This is a genomic window from Streptomyces sp. 135, from assembly GCF_020026305.1.
Classification (GTDB): Bacteria; Actinomycetota; Actinomycetes; order Streptomycetales; family Streptomycetaceae; genus Streptomyces.
In genome coordinates this window covers 8,471,108-8,488,930 of record NZ_CP075691.1, presented here as the reverse complement: position 1 = coordinate 8,488,930, position 17,823 = coordinate 8,471,108, and the positions used below count along the sequence as shown (strand labels likewise).

Annotated in this window: 19 protein-coding genes and 1 pseudogene; 12 read left to right on the top strand and 8 right to left on the bottom strand. The window is 73.9% G+C overall.

Going from position 1 to position 17,823, the window contains the following annotated elements:
• The first annotated feature begins 562 nt into the window (after positions 1-562).
• Entirely contained in the window at positions 563-2,038 is a 1,476-nt protein-coding gene (locus KKZ08_RS37210) for a hypothetical protein (RefSeq protein WP_223778635.1), read from the top strand.
• A 202-nt stretch (positions 2,039-2,240) separates the two neighbouring features.
• Here KKZ08_RS37210 and KKZ08_RS37205 read toward each other — a convergent pair whose 3' ends face one another.
• Positions 2,241-3,467: an MFS transporter gene (locus KKZ08_RS37205; RefSeq protein ID WP_223778634.1), complete on the bottom strand. Its 1,227-nt coding sequence runs from the start codon at positions 3,465-3,467 to the stop codon at positions 2,241-2,243.
• A 74-nt stretch (positions 3,468-3,541) separates the two neighbouring features.
• On the opposite strand from KKZ08_RS37205, the gene KKZ08_RS37200 reads away from it, so the two are divergent.
• The gene (locus tag KKZ08_RS37200; protein WP_223778633.1) at positions 3,542-4,321 is read left to right on the top strand and encodes a DeoR/GlpR family DNA-binding transcription regulator; all 780 of its coding nucleotides are present in this window, start codon (positions 3,542-3,544) and stop codon (positions 4,319-4,321) included.
• Positions 4,322-4,327: 6 nt separating this feature from the next.
• Positions 4,328-4,990 (top strand): HAD family phosphatase, encoded by a 663-nt coding sequence (locus KKZ08_RS37195; protein ID WP_223778632.1) that lies wholly within the window; start codon positions 4,328-4,330, stop codon positions 4,988-4,990.
• Here the strand turns inward: KKZ08_RS37195 and KKZ08_RS37190 are convergent.
• Positions 4,980-5,588, bottom strand: coding sequence for a TetR/AcrR family transcriptional regulator (locus KKZ08_RS37190; protein WP_223778631.1), 609 nt, complete (start codon positions 5,586-5,588; stop codon positions 4,980-4,982). The two genes, KKZ08_RS37195 and KKZ08_RS37190, sit on opposite strands and share 11 nt — an antisense overlap.
• A gap of 130 nt (positions 5,589-5,718) precedes the next feature.
• Between KKZ08_RS37190 and KKZ08_RS37185 the strand changes: the two genes are divergently transcribed.
• From KKZ08_RS37185 to KKZ08_RS37175, 3 genes and pseudogenes are all read left to right on the top strand, one after another.
• Complete coding sequence (locus tag KKZ08_RS37185) at positions 5,719-7,218, top strand: cytochrome P450 (RefSeq protein WP_223778630.1); 1,500 nt, start codon at positions 5,719-5,721, stop codon at positions 7,216-7,218.
• An 89-nt stretch (positions 7,219-7,307) separates the two neighbouring features.
• Positions 7,308-7,610, top strand: a complete 303-nt coding sequence (locus KKZ08_RS37180) for a hypothetical protein (RefSeq protein ID WP_223778629.1) — start codon at positions 7,308-7,310, stop codon at positions 7,608-7,610.
• Positions 7,607-8,277: pseudogene (locus KKZ08_RS37175) on the top strand (glutathione S-transferase C-terminal domain-containing protein); the annotation flags it as partial. The gene KKZ08_RS37180 and the pseudogene KKZ08_RS37175, both read left to right, overlap by 4 nt.
• A 174-nt stretch (positions 8,278-8,451) precedes the next feature.
• On the opposite strand, the gene KKZ08_RS37170 reads toward KKZ08_RS37175, so the two are convergent.
• Complete coding sequence (locus KKZ08_RS37170) at positions 8,452-8,850, bottom strand: TetR family transcriptional regulator C-terminal domain-containing protein (protein ID WP_263303388.1); 399 nt, start codon at positions 8,848-8,850, stop codon at positions 8,452-8,454.
• A gap of 71 nt (positions 8,851-8,921) precedes the next feature.
• On the opposite strand from KKZ08_RS37170, the gene KKZ08_RS37165 reads away from it, so the two are divergent.
• Positions 8,922-9,488, top strand: coding sequence for an amidohydrolase family protein (locus tag KKZ08_RS37165; RefSeq protein ID WP_263303387.1), 567 nt, complete (start codon positions 8,922-8,924; stop codon positions 9,486-9,488).
• Between the two features lie 151 nt (positions 9,489-9,639).
• On the top strand, positions 9,640-10,878 hold the full coding sequence (locus KKZ08_RS37160; RefSeq protein ID WP_223778628.1) for an MFS transporter: 1,239 nt from the start codon (positions 9,640-9,642) through the stop codon (positions 10,876-10,878).
• A gap of 148 nt (positions 10,879-11,026) precedes the next feature.
• On the opposite strand, the gene KKZ08_RS37155 is transcribed toward KKZ08_RS37160, so the two are convergent.
• Genes KKZ08_RS37155 through KKZ08_RS37140 form a run of 4 tightly spaced genes read right to left on the bottom strand, consistent with a single transcriptional unit; the run spans position 11,027 to position 13,843 of the window.
• Positions 11,027-12,238, bottom strand: a complete 1,212-nt coding sequence (locus KKZ08_RS37155; protein ID WP_223778627.1) for a glycosyltransferase — start codon at positions 12,236-12,238, stop codon at positions 11,027-11,029.
• Positions 12,235-13,107 carry a MerR family transcriptional regulator gene (locus tag KKZ08_RS37150; RefSeq protein ID WP_223778626.1) on the bottom strand — a complete coding sequence of 291 codons (873 nt, stop codon included), beginning with the start codon at positions 13,105-13,107 and terminating at the stop codon, positions 12,235-12,237. Before KKZ08_RS37150 ends, KKZ08_RS37155 begins: the two co-directional genes overlap by 4 nt.
• 56 nt (positions 13,108-13,163) lie before the next feature.
• A complete protein-coding gene (locus KKZ08_RS37145; protein ID WP_223778625.1) occupies positions 13,164-13,286 on the bottom strand; it encodes a helix-turn-helix domain-containing protein in 123 nt (40 codons plus the stop codon).
• Between the two features lie 2 nt (positions 13,287-13,288).
• Positions 13,289-13,843, bottom strand: a complete 555-nt coding sequence (locus KKZ08_RS37140) for a hypothetical protein (RefSeq protein ID WP_223778624.1) — start codon at positions 13,841-13,843, stop codon at positions 13,289-13,291.
• A 6-nt stretch (positions 13,844-13,849) separates the two neighbouring features.
• On the opposite strand from KKZ08_RS37140, the gene KKZ08_RS37135 reads away from it, so the two are divergent.
• The 4 genes from KKZ08_RS37135 (at position 13,850) to KKZ08_RS37120 (ending at position 17,118) form a co-directional block, all read left to right on the top strand.
• Entirely contained in the window at positions 13,850-14,227 is a 378-nt protein-coding gene (locus KKZ08_RS37135) for a hypothetical protein (RefSeq protein WP_223778623.1), read from the top strand.
• Positions 14,228-14,290: 63 nt separating this feature from the next.
• Positions 14,291-14,461 (top strand): 50S ribosomal protein L32, encoded by a 171-nt coding sequence (gene rpmF, locus KKZ08_RS37130; RefSeq protein ID WP_127909172.1) that lies wholly within the window; start codon positions 14,291-14,293, stop codon positions 14,459-14,461.
• 12 nt (positions 14,462-14,473) lie between these two features.
• On the top strand, positions 14,474-15,673 hold the full coding sequence (locus KKZ08_RS37125) for a GTP-binding protein (RefSeq protein WP_223778622.1): 1,200 nt from the start codon (positions 14,474-14,476) through the stop codon (positions 15,671-15,673).
• Between the two features lie 200 nt (positions 15,674-15,873).
• The gene (locus KKZ08_RS37120; protein ID WP_223778621.1) at positions 15,874-17,118 is read left to right on the top strand and encodes a lactonase family protein; all 1,245 of its coding nucleotides are present in this window, start codon (positions 15,874-15,876) and stop codon (positions 17,116-17,118) included.
• On the opposite strand, the gene KKZ08_RS37115 is transcribed toward KKZ08_RS37120, so the two are convergent.
• Positions 17,105-17,695 carry a cysteine hydrolase family protein gene (locus KKZ08_RS37115; protein WP_263303417.1) on the bottom strand — a complete coding sequence of 197 codons (591 nt, stop codon included), beginning with the start codon at positions 17,693-17,695 and terminating at the stop codon, positions 17,105-17,107. The two genes, KKZ08_RS37120 and KKZ08_RS37115, sit on opposite strands and share 14 nt — an antisense overlap.
• Between the last annotated feature and the right edge of the window lie 128 nt (positions 17,696-17,823).

Sequence of the window (17,823 nt, the reverse complement as noted above, 5' to 3'; positions counted from 1 at the left end):
ACACGCGGAGCCGAACACCGCCACAGGACACACCAGACCGGACACCGCCGCAGGAGACCCGACGCCGGACACGGTCGCGGGAGACACAAGGCCGGACGCGGTCACAGCAGACGCAAGGCCGCACAGCGCCGCAGGACACGCGACGCCGGACACCGACACAGGACACTCCGAACCGCACGCCGCCACAGGACACGCCACACCGGACACCCCCGCAGCAGTCCCGGGGCGGAACGCGGTCGTGCGCGACGCGGGGCCGGAAGCGGTTACAGGAGCCGAGGGCCCGCACGCCGCCGCAGGAGATCCGGCACCGGACACGGTCGCGGGAGACACAAGGCCGGACGCGGTCACAGGAGATCCGAGGCCGGACGCCGCCGCAGGACACGCGAGGCCGGACACCGACACAGGACACTCCGAGCCGAACACCGCCGCAGGACACGCGGAACCGGACGCCGACGCCCGACACACCGTACCGGACACCCCCGCAGCAGACCCGGATCCGGGCCGCCTCACCCAGCCCGGGGCCCCCGCCGCCTCCGGTGGCGGTTCGGAGGCGGGCCCCGCCGTGGCTCTGTTCCTGGAGCGGGTGCGGGCCGCCCGGCGGGGACGGGCCCGGGCCGGGGGTGAGGCAGGATCAGGGGGCGCCTGGGGCGACCCCTCCGACGTGCGCGTCGCCCGTGAGATCTGCCGGCGGCTCGAAGGCGTGCCGCTGGCCATCGAGTTGGCGGCGGCTCAGGCGGCGGACCAATCCTTGGCGCAGCTCGCGCGGATGCTGGAGTCCGCGCAGGGTTGGCCGGGGACGGTGGACGCGCCGCTGCGCAGGCACCGGTCGCTGCGGGCCGCCGTCGGCGCGGGGTACGCGCTGTGCGGGACGGAGGAACGTACCGTCTGGGCGCGGCTCAGCGTGTTCGCGGGCGACTTCGACGAGGACGCGGCGGCATTCGTGTGCGGGGGCGGCGGCCTCGGCGCGCAGGACGTGCCGGCCGCGCTGGCCCGGCTGGTCCTCGCCTCCGTCGTGGAACCGGTCCGCGCCCCGGGCGGCGTGCTGTCCCCCCGCTTCCGCCTCTCCGCGGCGGTCCGCGGCTTCGGTGCCGAACGGCTGGAGTCCGCAGGGGAGGCGGCCGCCGCCATCAGCCGCCACCTCTACTGGTACGGCCATGTCGCCTCCACCGCCCACCACTTGTGGAGCACCGGCCTGCACGAACGGGCCGTCGCGCTCGTCCGCGACGAGGAGGCCGACCTGCGCGCCGCGCTCGCCCGGCAGCCGAGCGGCGCGGACCAGGCCTCGATGGCGCTCGCCCTGGCCGTGGACCTGTGGTTCTGGTGGGCTCTTTGCGGAAACGCCCCCGAGGGGCGCGAGCACCTGCTGCGTCTGCTGCCCCTGGGCCGGACCGACACGCTGGTCCGCCGGCAGGCGCTGTGGCTGGCCGGCTGGCTGGCGGTGTGCACGGGCTCTCCCGCCGCCGCCGAGATACTCGGCCAGGCCTGGCGGGTGGCCCTGCTCGCGGGCGATGACGCCACCGTCGGGAGGGTCTGCCATGCGCTCGGGGCGCTCGCCCTGGACGAGGGCAGGACGGAGCGGGCCATCGCACATCTGCGGGAGGCCGCGGTCACCCTCCCCGCGCACGCGGAGTGCGGCCCGCCCGTGGCCGTCAACTGGGCGCTGCTGGCCGTGGCGCAGGCCCGGGTCAGCCCCGGCGACGCGACACGCAGCATCCGTCGTGCAGCAGCCTGCGCCCAGCCCCGGCACGACCTTTGGACGCGCTCCATGACGCAGTACGCGCAGGCGCTCGTCGAGCATGTGCGCGGCCGTCGCAGCCGCGCGTGGCGCCGGGCCCACAAGGCGCTCGCGGGAGCCCTCGGGTTGGCGGGCGCCGCCCACGCGTGTGCGACCGGCGGGGACGGCGCGGCCCTCCTGGCCCAAGAGGCGACCGGCGCGGCCGACACCGTGGCGCTCCCGGCGGTCACCACCATGGCCGGGCCGCCCGGCCCCGCGCTCGTCCACCAGCTGATCGCGGACATCGAAGCGGGCCGGACGTGACACCGCCGCCGAGCGCCGCGAGTGCTGCGGCCACGCCGTGGGTTCTCACCACCCGGCACGACCGGCGTCCGCCGATCCGCGTCCCCCGTACGCGGCGCCCGAACCCACGGGGTACCTCGGCCCGCCTCCGTCGCACCGCTCACCCGCTCACCCGCTCACCCGCTCTGGCGAGGTTCCGCCGCACTGAGCCACGGCTGGGCCGTCAGACGCGCGCGGCGGCCTCGGGGGTGCGCGGCTCCGGTCGTGGGTCGCGCAGGATGCCGGCCGTACACGCGGCGATGACGCAGAACGCCACCGGCAGGAAGAACGTGAGGTTGAGCGGTACGAGGTGTGTCAGCGGCCCGATGACGGCGGGCCCGGCCAGCATGCCGAGGTAACCGAGCCCCGCGACGCGCGAGACGTTGACCCCGGCGGCGTCCTCGTCCGCGTGGCCCGCGGCGCTGAAGAGCTGGGGGATGCAGCCGGAGAGGCCCGCGCCGAACACGGTCCAGCCGAAGAGCGCCGCCGGGGTCCAGGGCGACAGGGCGGCCACCGTCAGTCCGGCCCCCGCCAGTGCCGCGCCGTAGCGGAGGATCGCCACCGGGCCGAAGCGGGCCGCCACCCGGTCGGCCAGCAGGCGGCCGACGGTCATGGCGGTGGAGAAGGCGCCGTAGGCGAGAGCGGCGGTGGCGGCGGGCGCGTCCAGGACGTCACGGAGGTGCAGCACGCTCCAGTCGTTGGCCACGCCCTCGCAGAGCATCAGCATGAGGGCGAGGGCGGCAAGGGCCCAGATACGCCGGGGAGTGCGCCTGCGTGCATTCGTCCCGGCGGCGAGGACTTCGGCACCGTCGCCCGCGGCCGCGCCGTCCGCGGCCTTCGTACGAGCCGCCGGTTCGGGCCGCAACAGCGCGGGCGCCGACAGCGCGGCGGCGGCCAGGCCGAGCAGCGCCACCGCGCCGAGGGTCGCCGCGGGGCTCAGGTCCCAGCTGAGCGTGCGGGCGCCGACCAGCGCGGCGAGGACACCGCCGATGGAGAACGTGGCGTGGAAGGCGGACATGACGGGCCGTCGGTAGCCGCGCTCCACCTGGACCGCGTGGGCGTTCATGCTGACGTCCAGGCCGCCGTTGCCGAGGCCGAGGACGAGCAGGGCGGCGCCCAGCGTCCAGACGTTCGTGGCGAGGCCGGGGAGGACGACGGCCGCGCTGCACAGCGCGGCGCTGACCGGCACGACGACGCGGGCACCGAGGCGGTCGGTGAGGGGGCCGACGAGCTGCATGCCGACGAAGGCTCCCGCGCCGAGCAGCAGCAGGAGCCAGCCGAGCACGGCGTGGCTGATCCCCGCGCGGTCCTCGATGGCGGGGATGTGGACGATCCACATGCCCATGAGGAAGCCGTTCAGGGCGAAGTAGGCGAAGGTGGCCAGCCGTCCGGCCCGCAGTGTTCTTTCCATGCCATCGAACTTAACGAACACTATCAATGTTCGGAAGGTTGGTTGGCGAACACATTTGGTGCTTGAATAGCGGCGTGACCCACCCCAGCAGAGGCAGCACCAGCAGAGATCGACTACGGCAGATCACCGACGCCGTACGGGAGGCGGGCCGGCTCGGCGTCGCGGAACTCGCCGAGCTCACCGGCGCTTCCGAGATGACCATCCGGCGCGACCTGGAGGCCCTGGCCGAACAGGGCGTACTGGAGCGCTACCGCGGCGGCGCGCGGAGCCTGCTGCTGCGCGGGGAGGAACCACCCTTCGCACTGCGGGAGCAGGAGGGCCTTGAGGTGAAGCGGCGCATCGCCGCCGAGGTGGCCGGGCTGATCGCCGACGGAGAGTCCGTCCTCCTGGACAGCGGCACCACCTGCCTGGAGGTCGCCCGCGCCGTCGAACACCGGCGGCTGACCGTGCTGCCGCTCTCCCTCCAGGCGGTGAACGCGCTGAGCGGCGCGCCCCGGCTGACGCTGCTCGTACCCGGCGGCCGGCCGCGACCCGGCGAGCTGGCCCTGACCGGCCCACTCACCACGGCCTCCCTGGCCGCGCTGCGCTTCGACACCGCCGTCATCGGATGCTGCGGCCTCACCGCGGCGGACGGCCTGACCGCCTACGACCTGGACGACGCCGCGGTCAAGCGGGCCGCCATCGCCTCGTCCCGCCGTGTCATCGCCGTCGCGGACGCCACCAAGCTCTCCCGCACCGCCCTCGCCTTCGTCGCGCCCGCCACCGCCCTCCACGCCGTCGTCACCGACGGCGCCGCGCCGGACGAGGAGACCGACGCGCTGGCCGCGGCGGGCGTGACCGTACGAAAGGTATGACTTCTGATGTACGACGCGACGAACCGCCCGGCGGACGCCGTCCGCCCCCGCCCCGGGCACGGGCACAGGCACGGCATCGTCCTCTTCGACATGTTCGGCGTGATAGCGCGCCACCAGTCCGAGGACGGCAAGGCCCGTCTGGTCGCCACCGCGGGCGTGCCGGAGGCGCCCTTCTGGGCGGCCTACTGGGGGCTGCGTCAGCCGTACGACCGCGGTGACGTGACCGGCCCCGGCTACTGGCGGCAGGTCGCCGACGCCCTCGGCACCGGCTTCAGGCCCGGTCAGGTCGCGCGGCTCGTCGAGGCCGACATCCTCAGCTGGAGCGGCGTCGACGACACAATGGTCGCGCTGATCGAGGAACTCGCGGCGGCGGGCCGGCGGATCGCACTCCTCTCCAACATCCCCGAAGAGCTGGCCGTCCACTACGAAGAGCGGCACGCCTGGCTCAAGCACTTCCAGGTGCGCGCGTTCTCCTGCCGCATCGGCCACGCCAAGCCCGAGCCCGGCGCCTACCGCTGGTGCCTGGACGCGCTGGGCGCCGAGGCGGGCAAGGTGCTGTTCGTCGACGACCGCGAGGAGAACGTCTTGGCCGCCGAGGCCGGCGGCCTGCGCGGCCACCTCTTCACCACCCCGGCCGCCCTGCGGAAGGCGCTGCGCCTCAGCGCGTGATCGCGCCCAGCAGCGCCTTGGCGCACAGGTCGCGCACCTGGTCGCGCGTCAGCTCCGGTTCGGCGAGCCATTCCAGGCAGACGGCCACCATGAAGGCGAGCCACCCCCGCACCGCGAGGCGCAGCGCGGGCGGATCCCGGATGATGTCCGTGGCGTGCGGGTCCGCGGCGAGGGCCGCGAGGATCTGCCGTTCCTGGGCCGCGAGGCCGTCGCCGTAGACCTCGCGGACCAGCGGGTCGCCCGCCGCCTCGGCCCGGTGGAAGGCACGGAAGCCCTGCGCGTGGCTCTCCACGTAGCCGAGGAACGCGTCGAGTCCGGTGGTGATCTGCTCCCGCACCGGCAGACCCGGCACCGCCGCCGTCAGACGCAGCATGCGCTCGCTCTCGCGCTGCACGACGGCGGCAAAGAAGTCCCTTTTGGTCGGGAAGTAGTGATAGAGGAGCCCGCGTGAGACGCCCGCGATCTCCGCGACCCGCTCGATCCACACATCGTCGTAGGGCTTCTGCGCGAAAAGGCGCGCCCCGACGGAAAGCAGCTGCTCACGCCGCTCCTGCGTGCTCATCCTGCGGCGCGTGCGCTCCTGTGGGTTCGCGGCCATGCGGGCACTTTACTCGACTTACTTGACGCGAATTCAATAGCGGGACCAGACTGGGGACGCTTATTGAATCCACGTATAACAGGCGCCCCGAGACGTCCCAACGGGCCCGCCGGACAAGGGAGATGGGCACATGGCGCAGACGACGCGGTCCGCGGCCGGGCAGACGGCGTCCGCGGCTTCCCCGGCACCCCCGGCACCCCCGCTCAAGGGGTTCCGCAGCGCCGAGCTGGGCTGGCCGGAGCTGCACCGGATACCGCACCCGCCGCGCCGCCTGCCCGTGCTCGGCGACGTCCTGGGCGCCGACGTACGGACGCCGTTGCAGGACTCGATGCGGATGGGGCGGCGGCTCGGGCCCATCTTCCGGCGCAAGGCGTTCGGCAAGGAATTCGTCTTCGTGTGGGGCGCGGACCTCGTCGCCGACCTGGCCGACGAGTCGCGCTTCGCCAAACACGTGGGCCTCGGGGTGGCCAACCTCCGTCCGGTCGCGGGCGACGGACTGTTCACGGCGTACAACCACGAGCCCAACTGGCAGCTGGCGCACGACATCCTCGCCCCGGGGTTCAGCCGCGAGGCGATGGCGGGGTACCACCCGCTCATACTGGACGTCGCCCGGCAGTTGACGGCACGCTGGGACGAGCGGGAGTCGGCGGGCCGGCCGGTGGACGTGCCGGGCGACATGACGAAGCTGACGCTGGAGACGATCGCCCGCACCGGCTTCGGGCACGACTTCGGCTCGTTCGAGCGGTCGGCGCCGCACCCCTTCGTGACGGCCATGGTCGGCACGCTGTCCTTCGCCCAGCGCCGCAACGTCGTCCCCCCGCTGCTGGCCCCGCTGGTACTGCGCGGTGCCGACCGGCGCAATGAAGCCGACATGGCGTACCTCAACCGCACCGTGGACGCGGTGGTCGCCGCCCGCCGCGCCTCGTCCGGTTCGGGCGGCCACGGCGATCTGCTCGACCGCATGCTGGAGGTGGCCCATCCGGACACCGGGGAGCGGCTGTCTCCGGAGAACATCCGCCGCCAAGTCATCACCTTCCTTGTCGCCGGGCACGAGACGACCTCCGGAGCGCTGTCGTTCGCGCTGCACTACCTGTCGCGATCCCCGGAGGTGCTCGCCCGCGCTCGGGCGGAGGTCGACGAGGTGTGGGGCGCCGCCGGGGAGCCCGCGTACGAGCAGGTGGCCAAGTTGCGGTACGTACGGCGGGTGCTCGACGAGTCGCTGCGGCTGTGGCCGACCGCGCCCGGGTTCGCCCGTGAGGCGCGCGAGGACACCGCGCTCGGGGGCGAGCACCCGATGCGCCGGGGCGCGTGGGCGCTGGTCCTCGCCGCGATGCTGCACCGCGATCCGACCGCGTGGGGCGAGCGCCCCGAGGAGTTCGACCCCGATCGGTTCGCCCCTTCGGCGGTACGCGCGCGGCCCGCCCATGTCTTCAAGCCGTTCGGCACCGGAGCGCGGGCCTGCATCGGACGCCAGTTCGCGCTGCACGAGGCCACGTTGGTGCTCGGCCTGCTGCTGCGCCGCTACGACCTGCACGCCGATCCCGGTTACCGGCTGCGCGTCGCCGAGCGCCTGACCCTCATGCCGGACGGCCTCACTTTGCGGCTCACCCGGCGCTCAGCGGGCGCGTAGGAGCGCCATTGTCAGACCCGTGCGCGAGAGTGGAGGGTGGCATCGCCTTGATGCCGCCCACGCCATCCAGCGCAGAGGAGTCGCTCGACATGACCGGCACGACGTCCGAGGAACTGCTCGCCGCCCAGGCCTGCTTGCGTCTGCTGCACACCGCGCGCGCCGCGCTGTCCGACACGACGACGGTCTCACCGGCCGCCGCGGCGACGCTGCTGGCGGGCCCGATCGCGGAGGCGGACGACGCGCTGCGCCGCGCCGGCCTCGCGGGGAACGAGGCGGTGCTCATCGACCGGATCTACGATCTGACGCCGCCCCCGCGCCCGTCCGAACCGCCGGCCGCCGCCGGGCACGCCCCGCTGTCCCGTTCCTGTGCGCGCGAGGGCGGCCGGTCATGAGCGCCTCGGCGGGCGGCCCGGCGGAGGGCAACGCCTCGTACGGCCACAAGGAGTTCAAGCGGTCCAAGAGCCACTTCGCGGACCGCGTCACCGCCGACGGCCTCGACGGCTGGCCGGTGGAGGCGGGGAGGTACCGCCTGGTGGTGAGCCGCGCCTGCCCGTGGGCGGGGCGGGCGCTGGTGGCCCGGCGGCTGCTCGGCCTGGAGAGCGCCCTGTCCCTCGGGATCACCGACCCGATCCAGGACGACCGGAGCTGGCGGTTCACTCTGGATCCCGGCGGCCGCGACCCGGTCCTCGGCATCCGCTTCCTGAGTGAGGCGTACGACGCGCGGGAGAGCGGCTATCCGGGCGGCGTCAGCGTGCCCGCCCTCGTGGACGTGCCGAGCGGCAAGCTGGTCACGAACGACTACCAGCGGATCACTCTGGACTTCACCACCGAGTGGACGGCGCTGCACCGCGAAGGCGCGCCGGACCTCTATCCCGAACCGCTGCGGGACGAGATCGACGGCGTGATGGGCATCTACCTCGCGAGCGGCTGGCGAGCAGGCGCTATCTCGTCGGCGACACCATCACGGAGGCGGACATCCGGCTGTTCAGCACGCTGGTGCGGTTCGACGCGGTGTACCACGGCCACTTCAAGTGCAACCGCTGGAAGCTGGCCGAGGACCGTCCAGACGCCGGGGCGGGGGGTCAAGCGCCAGGTGCACGCGGGTGATCGCTTCGGCGGATGGCTGGAGGAGCGTTCGGCGACGGCACACCGCCGGGGTGGCCGAAGACGGCCCTGACCCGGTCCCCTGCACACGGGCCGGTCAGCGCGGCCGCCGCGTCCGGGTCGTCGAGGTCATGCACGGTGACGTCCGTGCCTTCGCCGTGCCGACCACCTCGCCGTCGCGATGGTGCCGGGCTGACGCCGAGGACCGTGATCCGCCGCCGTAGTCGCCTGTCCGCGCCCGGCCGCTCGGGGCCCGACCAGCCGCTGGGCCGCCGAGCGGGCCGCCGCGATCGCGCCCTTGCGGTCCGCGCCGCGCTGGCCGAGCACCACGCGCGTACTCAACCCGTCGAGCAGCGCGAGGAGTTCACCGGCGCGGCCCGCGCTGTCGTCGACCGCGAGGACACCGGCCGCCGCGCCCTGGCCGAGGAGCGCGGCCAGGTCCTCCTGCCAGCCCTGGTCCAGCTCCTCCTGGGCGGTGCGGAGCGGTTCGTTCGCCCCGGCGCGCGCCCAGAGCTCGATCCACAGCATCCAGCGGGGGTCGCGCGGCCCCTTCGGCAGGTACAGCTGGAGGAAGCGGTCGACGCACCGTCCTGGACGCCGTGGCGCACGCCCGCTCCGTGAACGGGCCGCGCGACGCCCGCCACCAGGTCGTACACGTCGAGTGCCTGGACCCGCGCGACACGCCGCGCTTCGCGGAGCTGGGCGTCGTGGCCTGCATGCAGCCCCGCCACTGCGCCCCCGAGATCGCCGGGCCCGGCAAGGACTGGGCCGAGAACGTCGGCCCTGGCCGGTGGCACAAGGCCTGGCCGATGCGGAGCCTGCACGAGGCGGGCGCGGTGCTCGCCCTGTCCAGCGACTGGAACGTGGCGGAGATGGATCCGATGGCGGGCATCTACACCGCGGTCACCCGCCGCCCGCTCACCGGCGGCGCCGCCTGGCAGCCCGCGGAGACCCTGGACGTGGCGACCGCCGTGCACGGCTACACGATGGGCTCCGCCTACGCCAACTTCCTGGAGAACGAACGCGGTTCGCTGACCGTGGGCAAGCTGGCCGACTTCGTCGTGCTGTCCCGGGACATCCTGCGCGTACGACCAGAGGAGATCCCGGGGACCCGGGCGGAGGTGGTCGTGGTGGGCGGCGAGACGGTCGTCGACCGAGGGTGCTGAGAGCTCCGGACGGCAACGCCCCTGAGCCCGTGAGCAGCCCACACAACTCCTGGTTGCGGCGTGCGTGGCCGTCGGTTGTTTGATCCGCGGCGGATCCGCTGGCTTGGATGACGGCGGTCGATACGCGGGGGTCCGGTGAGAGGTGCGCGGGATGGTGGAGAGGCGGTCGCTCGGGCGGCGGTTCGGGTGGCTGTGGGCGGCGTACACGGTCAGCACCTTCGGTACGCGGCTCGCGTTCGACGCGTTTCCCCTGATCGCGATCCTGGTGCTGCACTGCGGCCCCACCGAGGTGGCGGTGCTCGCCGCCTCGGGGCTCGCGGTGGGGGCGGTGGTGGCGGTGCCGCTCGGGCCGTGGGTGGAGTTCCGCCGCAAGCGGCCGGTGATGGTCACGATGGACCTGGTGCGGTGCGCGGCGCTGCTGAGCGTTCCGGCCGCGTGCGCGCTCGGGGCGCTCGGCTTCGCGCACCTGCTCGTCGTGGCGGTCGTCGTCGCCGCGGCCGACATCACGTTCAGCGCGGCGAGCGGCGCCTTCCTCAAGGCGCTCGTGCCTCCCCGGGACCTCCTCGTCGCGAACGGGCGGCTGGAGTCGACGACGTGGACGGCGACCATGCTCGGGCCGCCGCTCGGCGGGGCGGTGATCGGGTTCTTCGGCCCCATGGCGACCGTGGCCGCCGACGCCGTCAGCTATCTGCTCTCGGCGCTGGGCATCCGGGCGATCGGCGGCAAGGAGCAGCGTCCCGAGCGCGCCGCCGCCGGGCCCCGGCTGCGGTCGGGGGAGCTGCTCGAAGGGTGGCGGTACATCCTCGCCGACCCCGTTCTGCGTCCGCTGTTCTTCAACACGGTGCTGGTCAACGGCTTGATCATGGCAGCCTCGCCGCTGCTGGCCGTCCTGATGCTCGGCAGTCTCGGCTTCGCGCCCTGGCAGTACGGTCTCGCCTTCGCGGTCCCCTGCATCGGCGGCCTGATCGGCTCGAGGCTGTCCCGGCGCCTCGTCGCGCGGTGCGGGCGGCGCCGGGTCCTGCTCACCGTCGGGGCGCTGCGCGCGTGCTGGCCGGTGGGGCTCGCCTTCGTCCGCCCCGGCGTGACGGGGCTCGTCCTCGTCATGGTCGTCGAGCTGGGGCTGATCACCTGCTCGGGGATGTTCAACCCGGTGATCGCCGCCTACCGGCTCGACCAGACCCCGGCGGACCGCGTCGCCCGCGTCCTGACCGCGTGGTCGGTCACCGGCAAGGTCTCCATCGCGGCCATGACCGCCTTGTGGGGCCTGCTCGCCACCGTCACCGGCCCTCGCGGCGCGATCGCAGGAGCGGGACTGCTCCTGCTGACCACACCCCTGCTACTGCCCCGCCGGGACCGCAGCCCCCAGCAGCCCGCCGTGACCGGCGGTTGAAGCGGTTCGAAGGCCGGGCCCCGCGCCGGCGGCTCGCACCGCCCCACAACCGCCCGTTGAAGCCACCACCACCGTCACCAACTCCCCCACACCGCCTCCCGGCAGCTGCTCACCGCCGTCACCTGGCGCCCCGTCCCACCACCGGCGGTCAAAGCAACCGTTCGACCGCCTTGAGCACGTGGCCCGCGCCGTCCTCAGTGGCCAGCCGCCGGGCGAGCCCCTCGGCGGCGCGCGCATACGTGTCCTCGCTCGTCGCGCGGCGCAGGGCCTCGGCGAGACGCGGTGCGGTGAGGTCCTTGAACGGCAGCGGTGCGGTCGCCGCGCCCAGTGCCGCGAGGCGGGCCGCCCAGAACGGCTGGTCCGCCGCGACCGGTACGGGGACGGCCGGCACCCCCGCGCGCAGCGCCGCCGCCGTGGTGCCGGCCCCCGCGTGGTGCACCACGGCCGACATCCTGGGGAAGAGCAGGGCGTGCGGCACCTCGCCGACGGTGAGGACGTCGTCGCCGGACGCCGCGAGACCCGCGCGCCCGGCCTGCAGCACGCCCCGCAGCCCGGCCGCGCGCAGCGCCGCCACCGCCATCCCGCTCAGCCGTTCGCCGTCCCCGGCCGCCATGCTGCCGAACCCGATGAACACCGGCGGCGGCCCGGCCTCCAGGAAGTCGTCGAGTTCGCGGGGCAGGGCCTGCCCGGGGTCGTGGTGCGGCCACCAGTTGCCCACGACGTCGAGCCCGGCGCGCCAGTCCGCCGGTCTCGGCACCACGGCCGGGCTGAAGCCGTGCAGCACCGGCCAACCGGCCCGTTCCTGGCGGGCCCGGACGGTGCCCGGGGCCTCCTCGGGCAGTCCGAGGCGGGCCCGCAGGTCACGCACCGCTTCGGCGTAGACGCGGTCGACCATGCGCAGGGAGAAGCGGCCGAGCACCTTGTTGCCGAAACCGCCGAGCGACCGGGTGCCGCCGACGACGGGCGGGAACTCCCGCGTGGGGTGGACCGGTTGGAGGTACGCGCCCAGGGCGGGGATGCCCATGGCCTCGGCCAGCTGCCAGGCGAGCGGGGCGGTTGTCGTGGAGGCCACCAGCAGATCGGCGCCCCGTACGGCCGCGTCGGCCAGGCCTCCGCCGAGGCCGCGTACGAAGGCCGAGGCCGCCCGCATGAGCTCCTTGCGCCCTTCCGCCCGCCCCGAGGCCGCCGCGTCGGCGGGCAGCCCGCGGAACCTCAGGCCGGCGGCCTCGGTCAGCGGCGCGAAGGAGTCATGCGTGGCGAGCGCCACGTCGTACCCGGCTTCGCGGAGCCGGACGCCGAGGCCGGTGTAGGGGGCGACATCGCCGTACGAACCGGCGGCGGTGATGAGGACGCGGGTCATCGGGTTCCTTCGGTTCGGTCGTCTTCCGGTACGGCGATGGCATTTGTCTCACCCTCAGGTCCAGGGTGAGACTCCGGTCGAGGCTCACGTCGACCGTGAGGGTCGGCGGACTCGGCGTTGGCGCGGACGGCCGCCCGCAGATACGCGGCGAGCCCCGGCCGCTGCTGGGACGGCGGCACGACGAGGGCGAAGGCACGCGGATCCTCGGCGAAGTCGTCCGCGATCCGCAGATGCGTCTCGGGCGGGCACGGGGTGAACCAGCGGCTGATGTGCCGCCGGTGCGCCTCGGCCAGCTCCCGCGCCCGCCCGCCCCGCGGCGGCTCCCCCGCGTCGTAGGCGGCCAGCAGCTCCTCCCGCCACCGCGCCGCCTCGCCCATGAGCCGCGCCCAGTCCTCCTTGGAGTGCGCGGCGGCGCTCTCCATGGCCGCCCGGTACCCCGGACTGCCCTGCCACTTCAGCTCGGCCTCGGTGGCGTAGCTCAGGTCGAAGGTGATCTCACCGAAGACCTCGAACCGCTCCTGGGGGCTGAGCGCGACCCCGGTCCGCTGCACCTCCATGGCCCGCTCGGCGACCTCCACCAGCCGCTCCAGCTTGCCGATCTGCTCCCGCAGCGCCCGGCGTCTCGCCTTCAGCTGGTCGAGGGCGTTGGCCTGCGGGTCGGCCAGGATCTCCGCGATCTCGTCGAGGGTGAAGCCGAGTTCCCGGTAGAAGAGGATCTGCTGAAGCCGGGCCAGATCGGCGTCGTCGTAGAGGCGGTACCCGCCGGGGCTGCGCCCGCCGGGCGAGAGCAGCCCGGCCCTGTCGTAGTGGTGGAGGGTGCGGACGGTGACCCCCGCGAAGCCGGAGACCTGTCCGACGGTGTAACTCATGGACCTCGCCTTTCGTCGACGCACAGCTTGAAGCCTGACGCGACGTGAGGGTCAACTCAGCGGCGGTCCACCGAGCCGGGCGTACGTCCGATGAACCGCCGGGCGGCACGGGTCAGGTGCGCCTGATCCGCGAAGCCGGCCTCGGCGACGGCCTCCGCGATGCCCTTCCCGCGCTCCACACCTATGCCGCCTCTCGCGCCTCCGACGCCTCCCACGTCCCCAATGCCTCCCACCCGCCTGCCCTGCCGACCAGCAGGCCGAACGGCCGCGCGGCGCCGCCGACCGTCCGCAGCCCCGCGAAGGAGGCCACCTCCGCGCGCAGCGCCTCCATATCCGTCACGCCACCCGCGCCGCCGCCGCTCATGGCATCGAGGAGCCGCCGCACGGTCCGGCCGTCCAGCCACGTCGGCGCGGTGGGGTCGGCCCGCAGACACCACGGTTCGACGAAGACGGCGACGAAGGCGGACGAGGCGGCACACACGTGTGCGTACTGCGGCGGCACCAGCACGCCCGCCCCGGCCGACTCCCCCACGCGGACACCGCCCCCGAGCGGCAGGACGAGCTTCCAGGCCGGATGCCGGTGCCACGTGACCTCGTACGCGCGGGCTTCGGTGAAGACGGCGATCTCGCGCGCGACGGCGAAGGAGGCGGGCACCCGCCCCGCTTCCCGCCCGGCGGAGGCCTCCCGGCGGCAAGCGTTCCCTTCAAGACGGAGGGCGAGGGGCGGCCCGATCATCGCCGCATGTCCACCTTCACTCCCTTCGCCACCCTGGCCCTCGCGGCCTTCCTGTCCTGCACGGCTCTCGCCCACGCCGCCTTCCCCGCGTACTTCCGCACCCTCGTCCCGGCCTGGCTGCCGTCCCCCTCCATCATCGTCGCCGCGAGCGCGGTCGCCGAACTGGCCGTCGCGGGGCTGCTCTTCGCGCCCGCCACGCGCGCGGCCGGCGGCTGGTGCGCGGTCGCACTGCTCGCCGCCTTCCAGGTCTCGCATCTGGACGCGGCACGGCACACGCGCTCCGCCGTCCGGTTCCTCGACACACGGCCGGGGGTGGCGGCGCGGCTCGTCGTAAACGCCGCCTATCTCACCTGGGCCGTCGCCGTCGCGAAGGCCAGTTGTTAATGGGATCCATTTTCATATAGCGTCGGAGCGCCACCCCCCGCCCCCACATCCCAGGAGGACGTCATGGCCGTACCCAAGCGGAAGATGTCACGCAGCAACACCCGCCACCGCCGCGCCCAGTGGAAGGCCAGCACCCCGCAGCTGGTGCCCGTCACGGTCGACGGCACGCGGCACATGGTCCCGCAGCGGCTGCTCAAGGCGTACGAGCGCGGCCTGCTGCGCCCGGAGAGCTGAGCGCCGAACCGCATGACGCACACATCGACCGCCGCCCGCGACCGCCTGCCTGTGACCGTTCTGTCCGGTTTTCTCGGCGCGGGCAAGACCACACTGCTCAACCACGTCCTCGGCAACCGCGAGGGCCTGCGCGTCGCGGTGATCGTCAACGACATGAGCGAGGTCAACATCGACGCCGCCCTGGTGCGCGGCGGCGAGGCCGCCCTGTCGCGCACGGAGGAACGCCTGGTCGAGATGACCAACGGCTGCATCTGCTGCACCCTCCGCGACGACCTGCTGGAAGAGGTCGACCGGCTGGCCCGCGAGGGCCGCTTCGACCATCTGCTCATCGAGTCCAGCGGCATCTCCGAACCGATGCCGGTGGCCGCCACCTTCGCCTTCCCCCGTGACGACGGCGCGACGCTGGACGATCTCGCCCGTCTCGACACGATGGTGACGGTGGTGGACGCCGCCAACTTCCTGCCGGAACTGACCGGCGGGGACGGCCTCGTGGAGCGCGGGCTCGATCAGTACGAGGACGACGAGCGCACCGTCAGCGACCTGCTGATGGACCAGGTGGAGTTCGCCGACGTCATCGTCCTCAACAAGCTCGACCTCGTGGACGCCGACACCGCCGAGCGGCTCGCGGCCACCCTCGCGCGCCTCAACCCCCTGGCCCGTGTGGTGCCCGCGACCCGGGGCCGGGTGGACCTCACCCAGATCCTCGACACCGGCCTGTTCGACCTGGAGCGCGCGCAGCAGGCTCCGGGGTGGGTGCGGGAGCTGAACGGCGACCATGTCCCCGAGACCGAGGAGTACGGCATTTCGAGCACCGTGTTCCGTGCCGAACGCCCCTTCCACCCGGGGCGGTTGTGGTCCTTCGTCACGGAGGAGATGGACAGCGGTGCCTTCGGCCGGATCCTGCGCTCCAAGGGCTTCTTCTGGCTGGCGAGCCGCCCCCGGGTCACCGGCCTGTGGTCGCAGGCCGGCTCGGTGGCCCGCTTCGAGCCGTCCGGGGCGCGCACGGCGGACGACGCGCAGGGCCAGGAGCTGGTGTTCATCGGTACGGACCTGCGGGCCGAGCCGCTGAAGGCCGCACTGCCACGTTGCCTGCTCGCGGAGGGAGAGGAAGCGCCGGGGTACGACCCCTTCCCCGCATGGGACACACACGGCGTCGACGCGTGCGAGGCGGAGAGCCTCCCCGCAGCCGTGGCCTCGGCACAGTCGGCGTAGCAGGCCGTCTCCTCGTCCCGCCAAGGCCTGACGGCCCGGCCGACGCCACCGGAGGGAGCGGCCTCCCGGCACCGGGACGAGGGGGCGGCCCGCGAAGCCGTCGTCGGGGGGGCCGCGGACGGTGCGCCTCTTGTCCGCGCGCTCCCACGGCGGGCACTGTGGCTGGCACATCCGTCACCACCGACGCACGAGGTGCAGCCATGAACAGCGGAGCAGGGCCGGCCGAGGCTTCCGTAAGCGGCCCCGGGCGGCGACGGTTCATCGGGGCGCTGGCGGGGGCGGCCACCGCGGGGGCGCTGTCCTCCGCCGCGGCGTGCGCCTCCTCGGAGCCGCGGGACCGCGCACGCACCGAGCACACTCGCAGGGAACCCGCCTCGTCCGCGGCTCACCGGCCGCGCCGCGAGCGGCAGTTGTTCCTCGGGACGTACACCTCTCAGGAGGGCGGCGGTTCGGGCATCGGTCTTGCGACGTACGACGAGGCGACGGGCCGCGTCACCGGTACCGGCACGCTCACCGGGGTGCCCGACCCCTCCTATCTGGCGCTGCACCCCTCGGGCCGCACGCTCTACGCAGTCGCCGAGCGGGACAAGGGCGGCGTGACCGCCGTCGCCCTCTCCTCCGAAGGCCGGCACAAGGTGCTGGGGACGCGCGGGACCGGAGGGGCGGGTCCCTGCCACCTCTCCGTGCACCCGAGCGGCCGCTGGCTGCTCAGCGCGAACTACCTCTCGGGCAGCGTGGCCGTCCACCCCATCGACGGATCAGGCGCACTGGGTGAGCGCACCGACCTCGTCACGCACTCCGCCCCGCCGCCGGGTCCGGGCCAAGAGAGCCCGCACGCCCACCAGATCATCACGTCCCCAGACGGGCGGCATGTCCTCGCCGTCGACCTCGGCAACGACACGGTCTACACGTACCGGCTCGACGGCGACGCGGGCACGCTCCGTCAGGTGTCGTCCGCGACGCTGCGGCCCGGCGCGGGGCCACGCCATCTCACCTTTCATCCCTCGGGGCGCTTCGCGTACCTCGCCAACGAGCTGGACGACACCGTCGTGGTCTGCGCGTACGATCCCGCCACCGGCCGCTTCAGGCCGGGCGAGCCGCAGTCGACGGGCTCGGGCGGGGGCACGAACTACCCGGCGCAGATCGCGGTGACGCGCGAGGGGCGCTTCGCCTTCCTCGCCAACCGGGGGCACGACAGCCTCGCCCGGTACGCGATCGAGGGCGGCGGCGCCCGGCTGCGGCTCCTCGGCACGGAGCCGGTGCGCGGGGAGTTCCCCCGGCACCTCGCGCTCTCCCCCTCCGAGCGGCTGCTGTTCACCGCGAACCAGAAGTCGGATTCGGTGAGCGTCTTCCACGTCGCGCCGCGCAGCGGTGAACTGCGCCTGGCGGGCAAGCCGTTCCGGGCGCCGGTCGCGGTGTGCGCGCTACCCGCTACGGCTTCGTGAAACCGACGTCGCGGGCCCGGGCGACGATCTCCACCTCGTCGCCGAGGGCCCACTCGGCGACGCGCGAGACCACCGCGGCCGGCACCACGTCGCTGATGCCCTCCGCCGCCGGGATGTCGTACGTCGCGTGGGCGTCGTGCGGCAGCACGACACGGAAGCCGAGTTCCAGGGCGGTGCGCGCGGTGGCGCTCACGCACATCTCGGACATGACTCCGCAGACGGCGAGGTCCGTGACACCGGCATTCCGCAGCAGCTCCTCCAGCCCGGTCTCCTCGAAGCCGTCGTCGGCGGTCTTGCGAATGACGGTCTCGGCTCGGTCGGCGTCGACGGGCAGATGAATCCGCCAGCCGGGCGTCCCGGGCTCGTCCGGGGCGCCGGGTTCGCCGTCGTTCTGGAGCTGGATGACGAGCGCGCCGCTGTCGCGGGCCCGGGCCATGAGGGCCCCGACCCGGTCGAGCAGGCGGCGGGCGTCGGGTACGGCGCCGTCGCCGTCGACGAAGGCGGACTGCATGTCGACGACGATCAGGGCCTGAACGGGTGCGGGGGCCGCCTCGTGGGTGACGGGCTCCGCGGGTATCGGTCGGGCGGTGGGGTTCGGCTGCTCATTCACGCGGTCATCATGCCTGCTGCGCCGCGCGAGGGGCGCGGGATATCCGCCGGAGACACCCGCGGCGGGACCGCGACGACGGGGGCCGCCGTCGGTAA

What these genes read in the sequence shown, in the direction of transcription:
- rpmF (WP_127909172.1), top strand. Translation starts at nt 14,291, where the DNA reads ATGGCCGTACCCAAGCGGAAGATGTCACGCAGCAACACCCGCCACCGC.
- KKZ08_RS37120 (WP_223778621.1), top strand. Translation starts at nt 15,874, where the DNA reads ATGAACAGCGGAGCAGGGCCGGCCGAGGCTTCCGTAAGCGGCCCCGGG.
- KKZ08_RS37140 (WP_223778624.1), bottom strand. Translation starts at nt 13,843, where the DNA reads ATGATCGGGCCGCCCCTCGCCCTCCGTCTTGAAGGGAACGCTTGCCGC.
- KKZ08_RS37180 (WP_223778629.1), top strand. Translation starts at nt 7,308, where the DNA reads ATGACCGGCACGACGTCCGAGGAACTGCTCGCCGCCCAGGCCTGCTTG.
- KKZ08_RS37205 (WP_223778634.1), bottom strand. Translation starts at nt 3,467, where the DNA reads ATGGAAAGAACACTGCGGGCCGGACGGCTGGCCACCTTCGCCTACTTC.
- KKZ08_RS37150 (WP_223778626.1), bottom strand. Translation starts at nt 13,107, where the DNA reads ATGAGTTACACCGTCGGACAGGTCTCCGGCTTCGCGGGGGTCACCGTC.
- KKZ08_RS37190 (WP_223778631.1), bottom strand. Translation starts at nt 5,588, where the DNA reads ATGGCCGCGAACCCACAGGAGCGCACGCGCCGCAGGATGAGCACGCAG.
- KKZ08_RS37185 (WP_223778630.1), top strand. Translation starts at nt 5,719, where the DNA reads ATGGCGCAGACGACGCGGTCCGCGGCCGGGCAGACGGCGTCCGCGGCT.
- KKZ08_RS37160 (WP_223778628.1), top strand. Translation starts at nt 9,640, where the DNA reads ATGGTGGAGAGGCGGTCGCTCGGGCGGCGGTTCGGGTGGCTGTGGGCG.
- KKZ08_RS37195 (WP_223778632.1), top strand. Translation starts at nt 4,328, where the DNA reads ATGTACGACGCGACGAACCGCCCGGCGGACGCCGTCCGCCCCCGCCCC.
- KKZ08_RS37155 (WP_223778627.1), bottom strand. Translation starts at nt 12,238, where the DNA reads ATGACCCGCGTCCTCATCACCGCCGCCGGTTCGTACGGCGATGTCGCC.
- KKZ08_RS37135 (WP_223778623.1), top strand. Translation starts at nt 13,850, where the DNA reads ATGTCCACCTTCACTCCCTTCGCCACCCTGGCCCTCGCGGCCTTCCTG.
- KKZ08_RS37170 (WP_263303388.1), bottom strand. Translation starts at nt 8,850, where the DNA reads ATGCTGTGGATCGAGCTCTGGGCGCGCGCCGGGGCGAACGAACCGCTC.
- KKZ08_RS37125 (WP_223778622.1), top strand. Translation starts at nt 14,474, where the DNA reads ATGACGCACACATCGACCGCCGCCCGCGACCGCCTGCCTGTGACCGTT.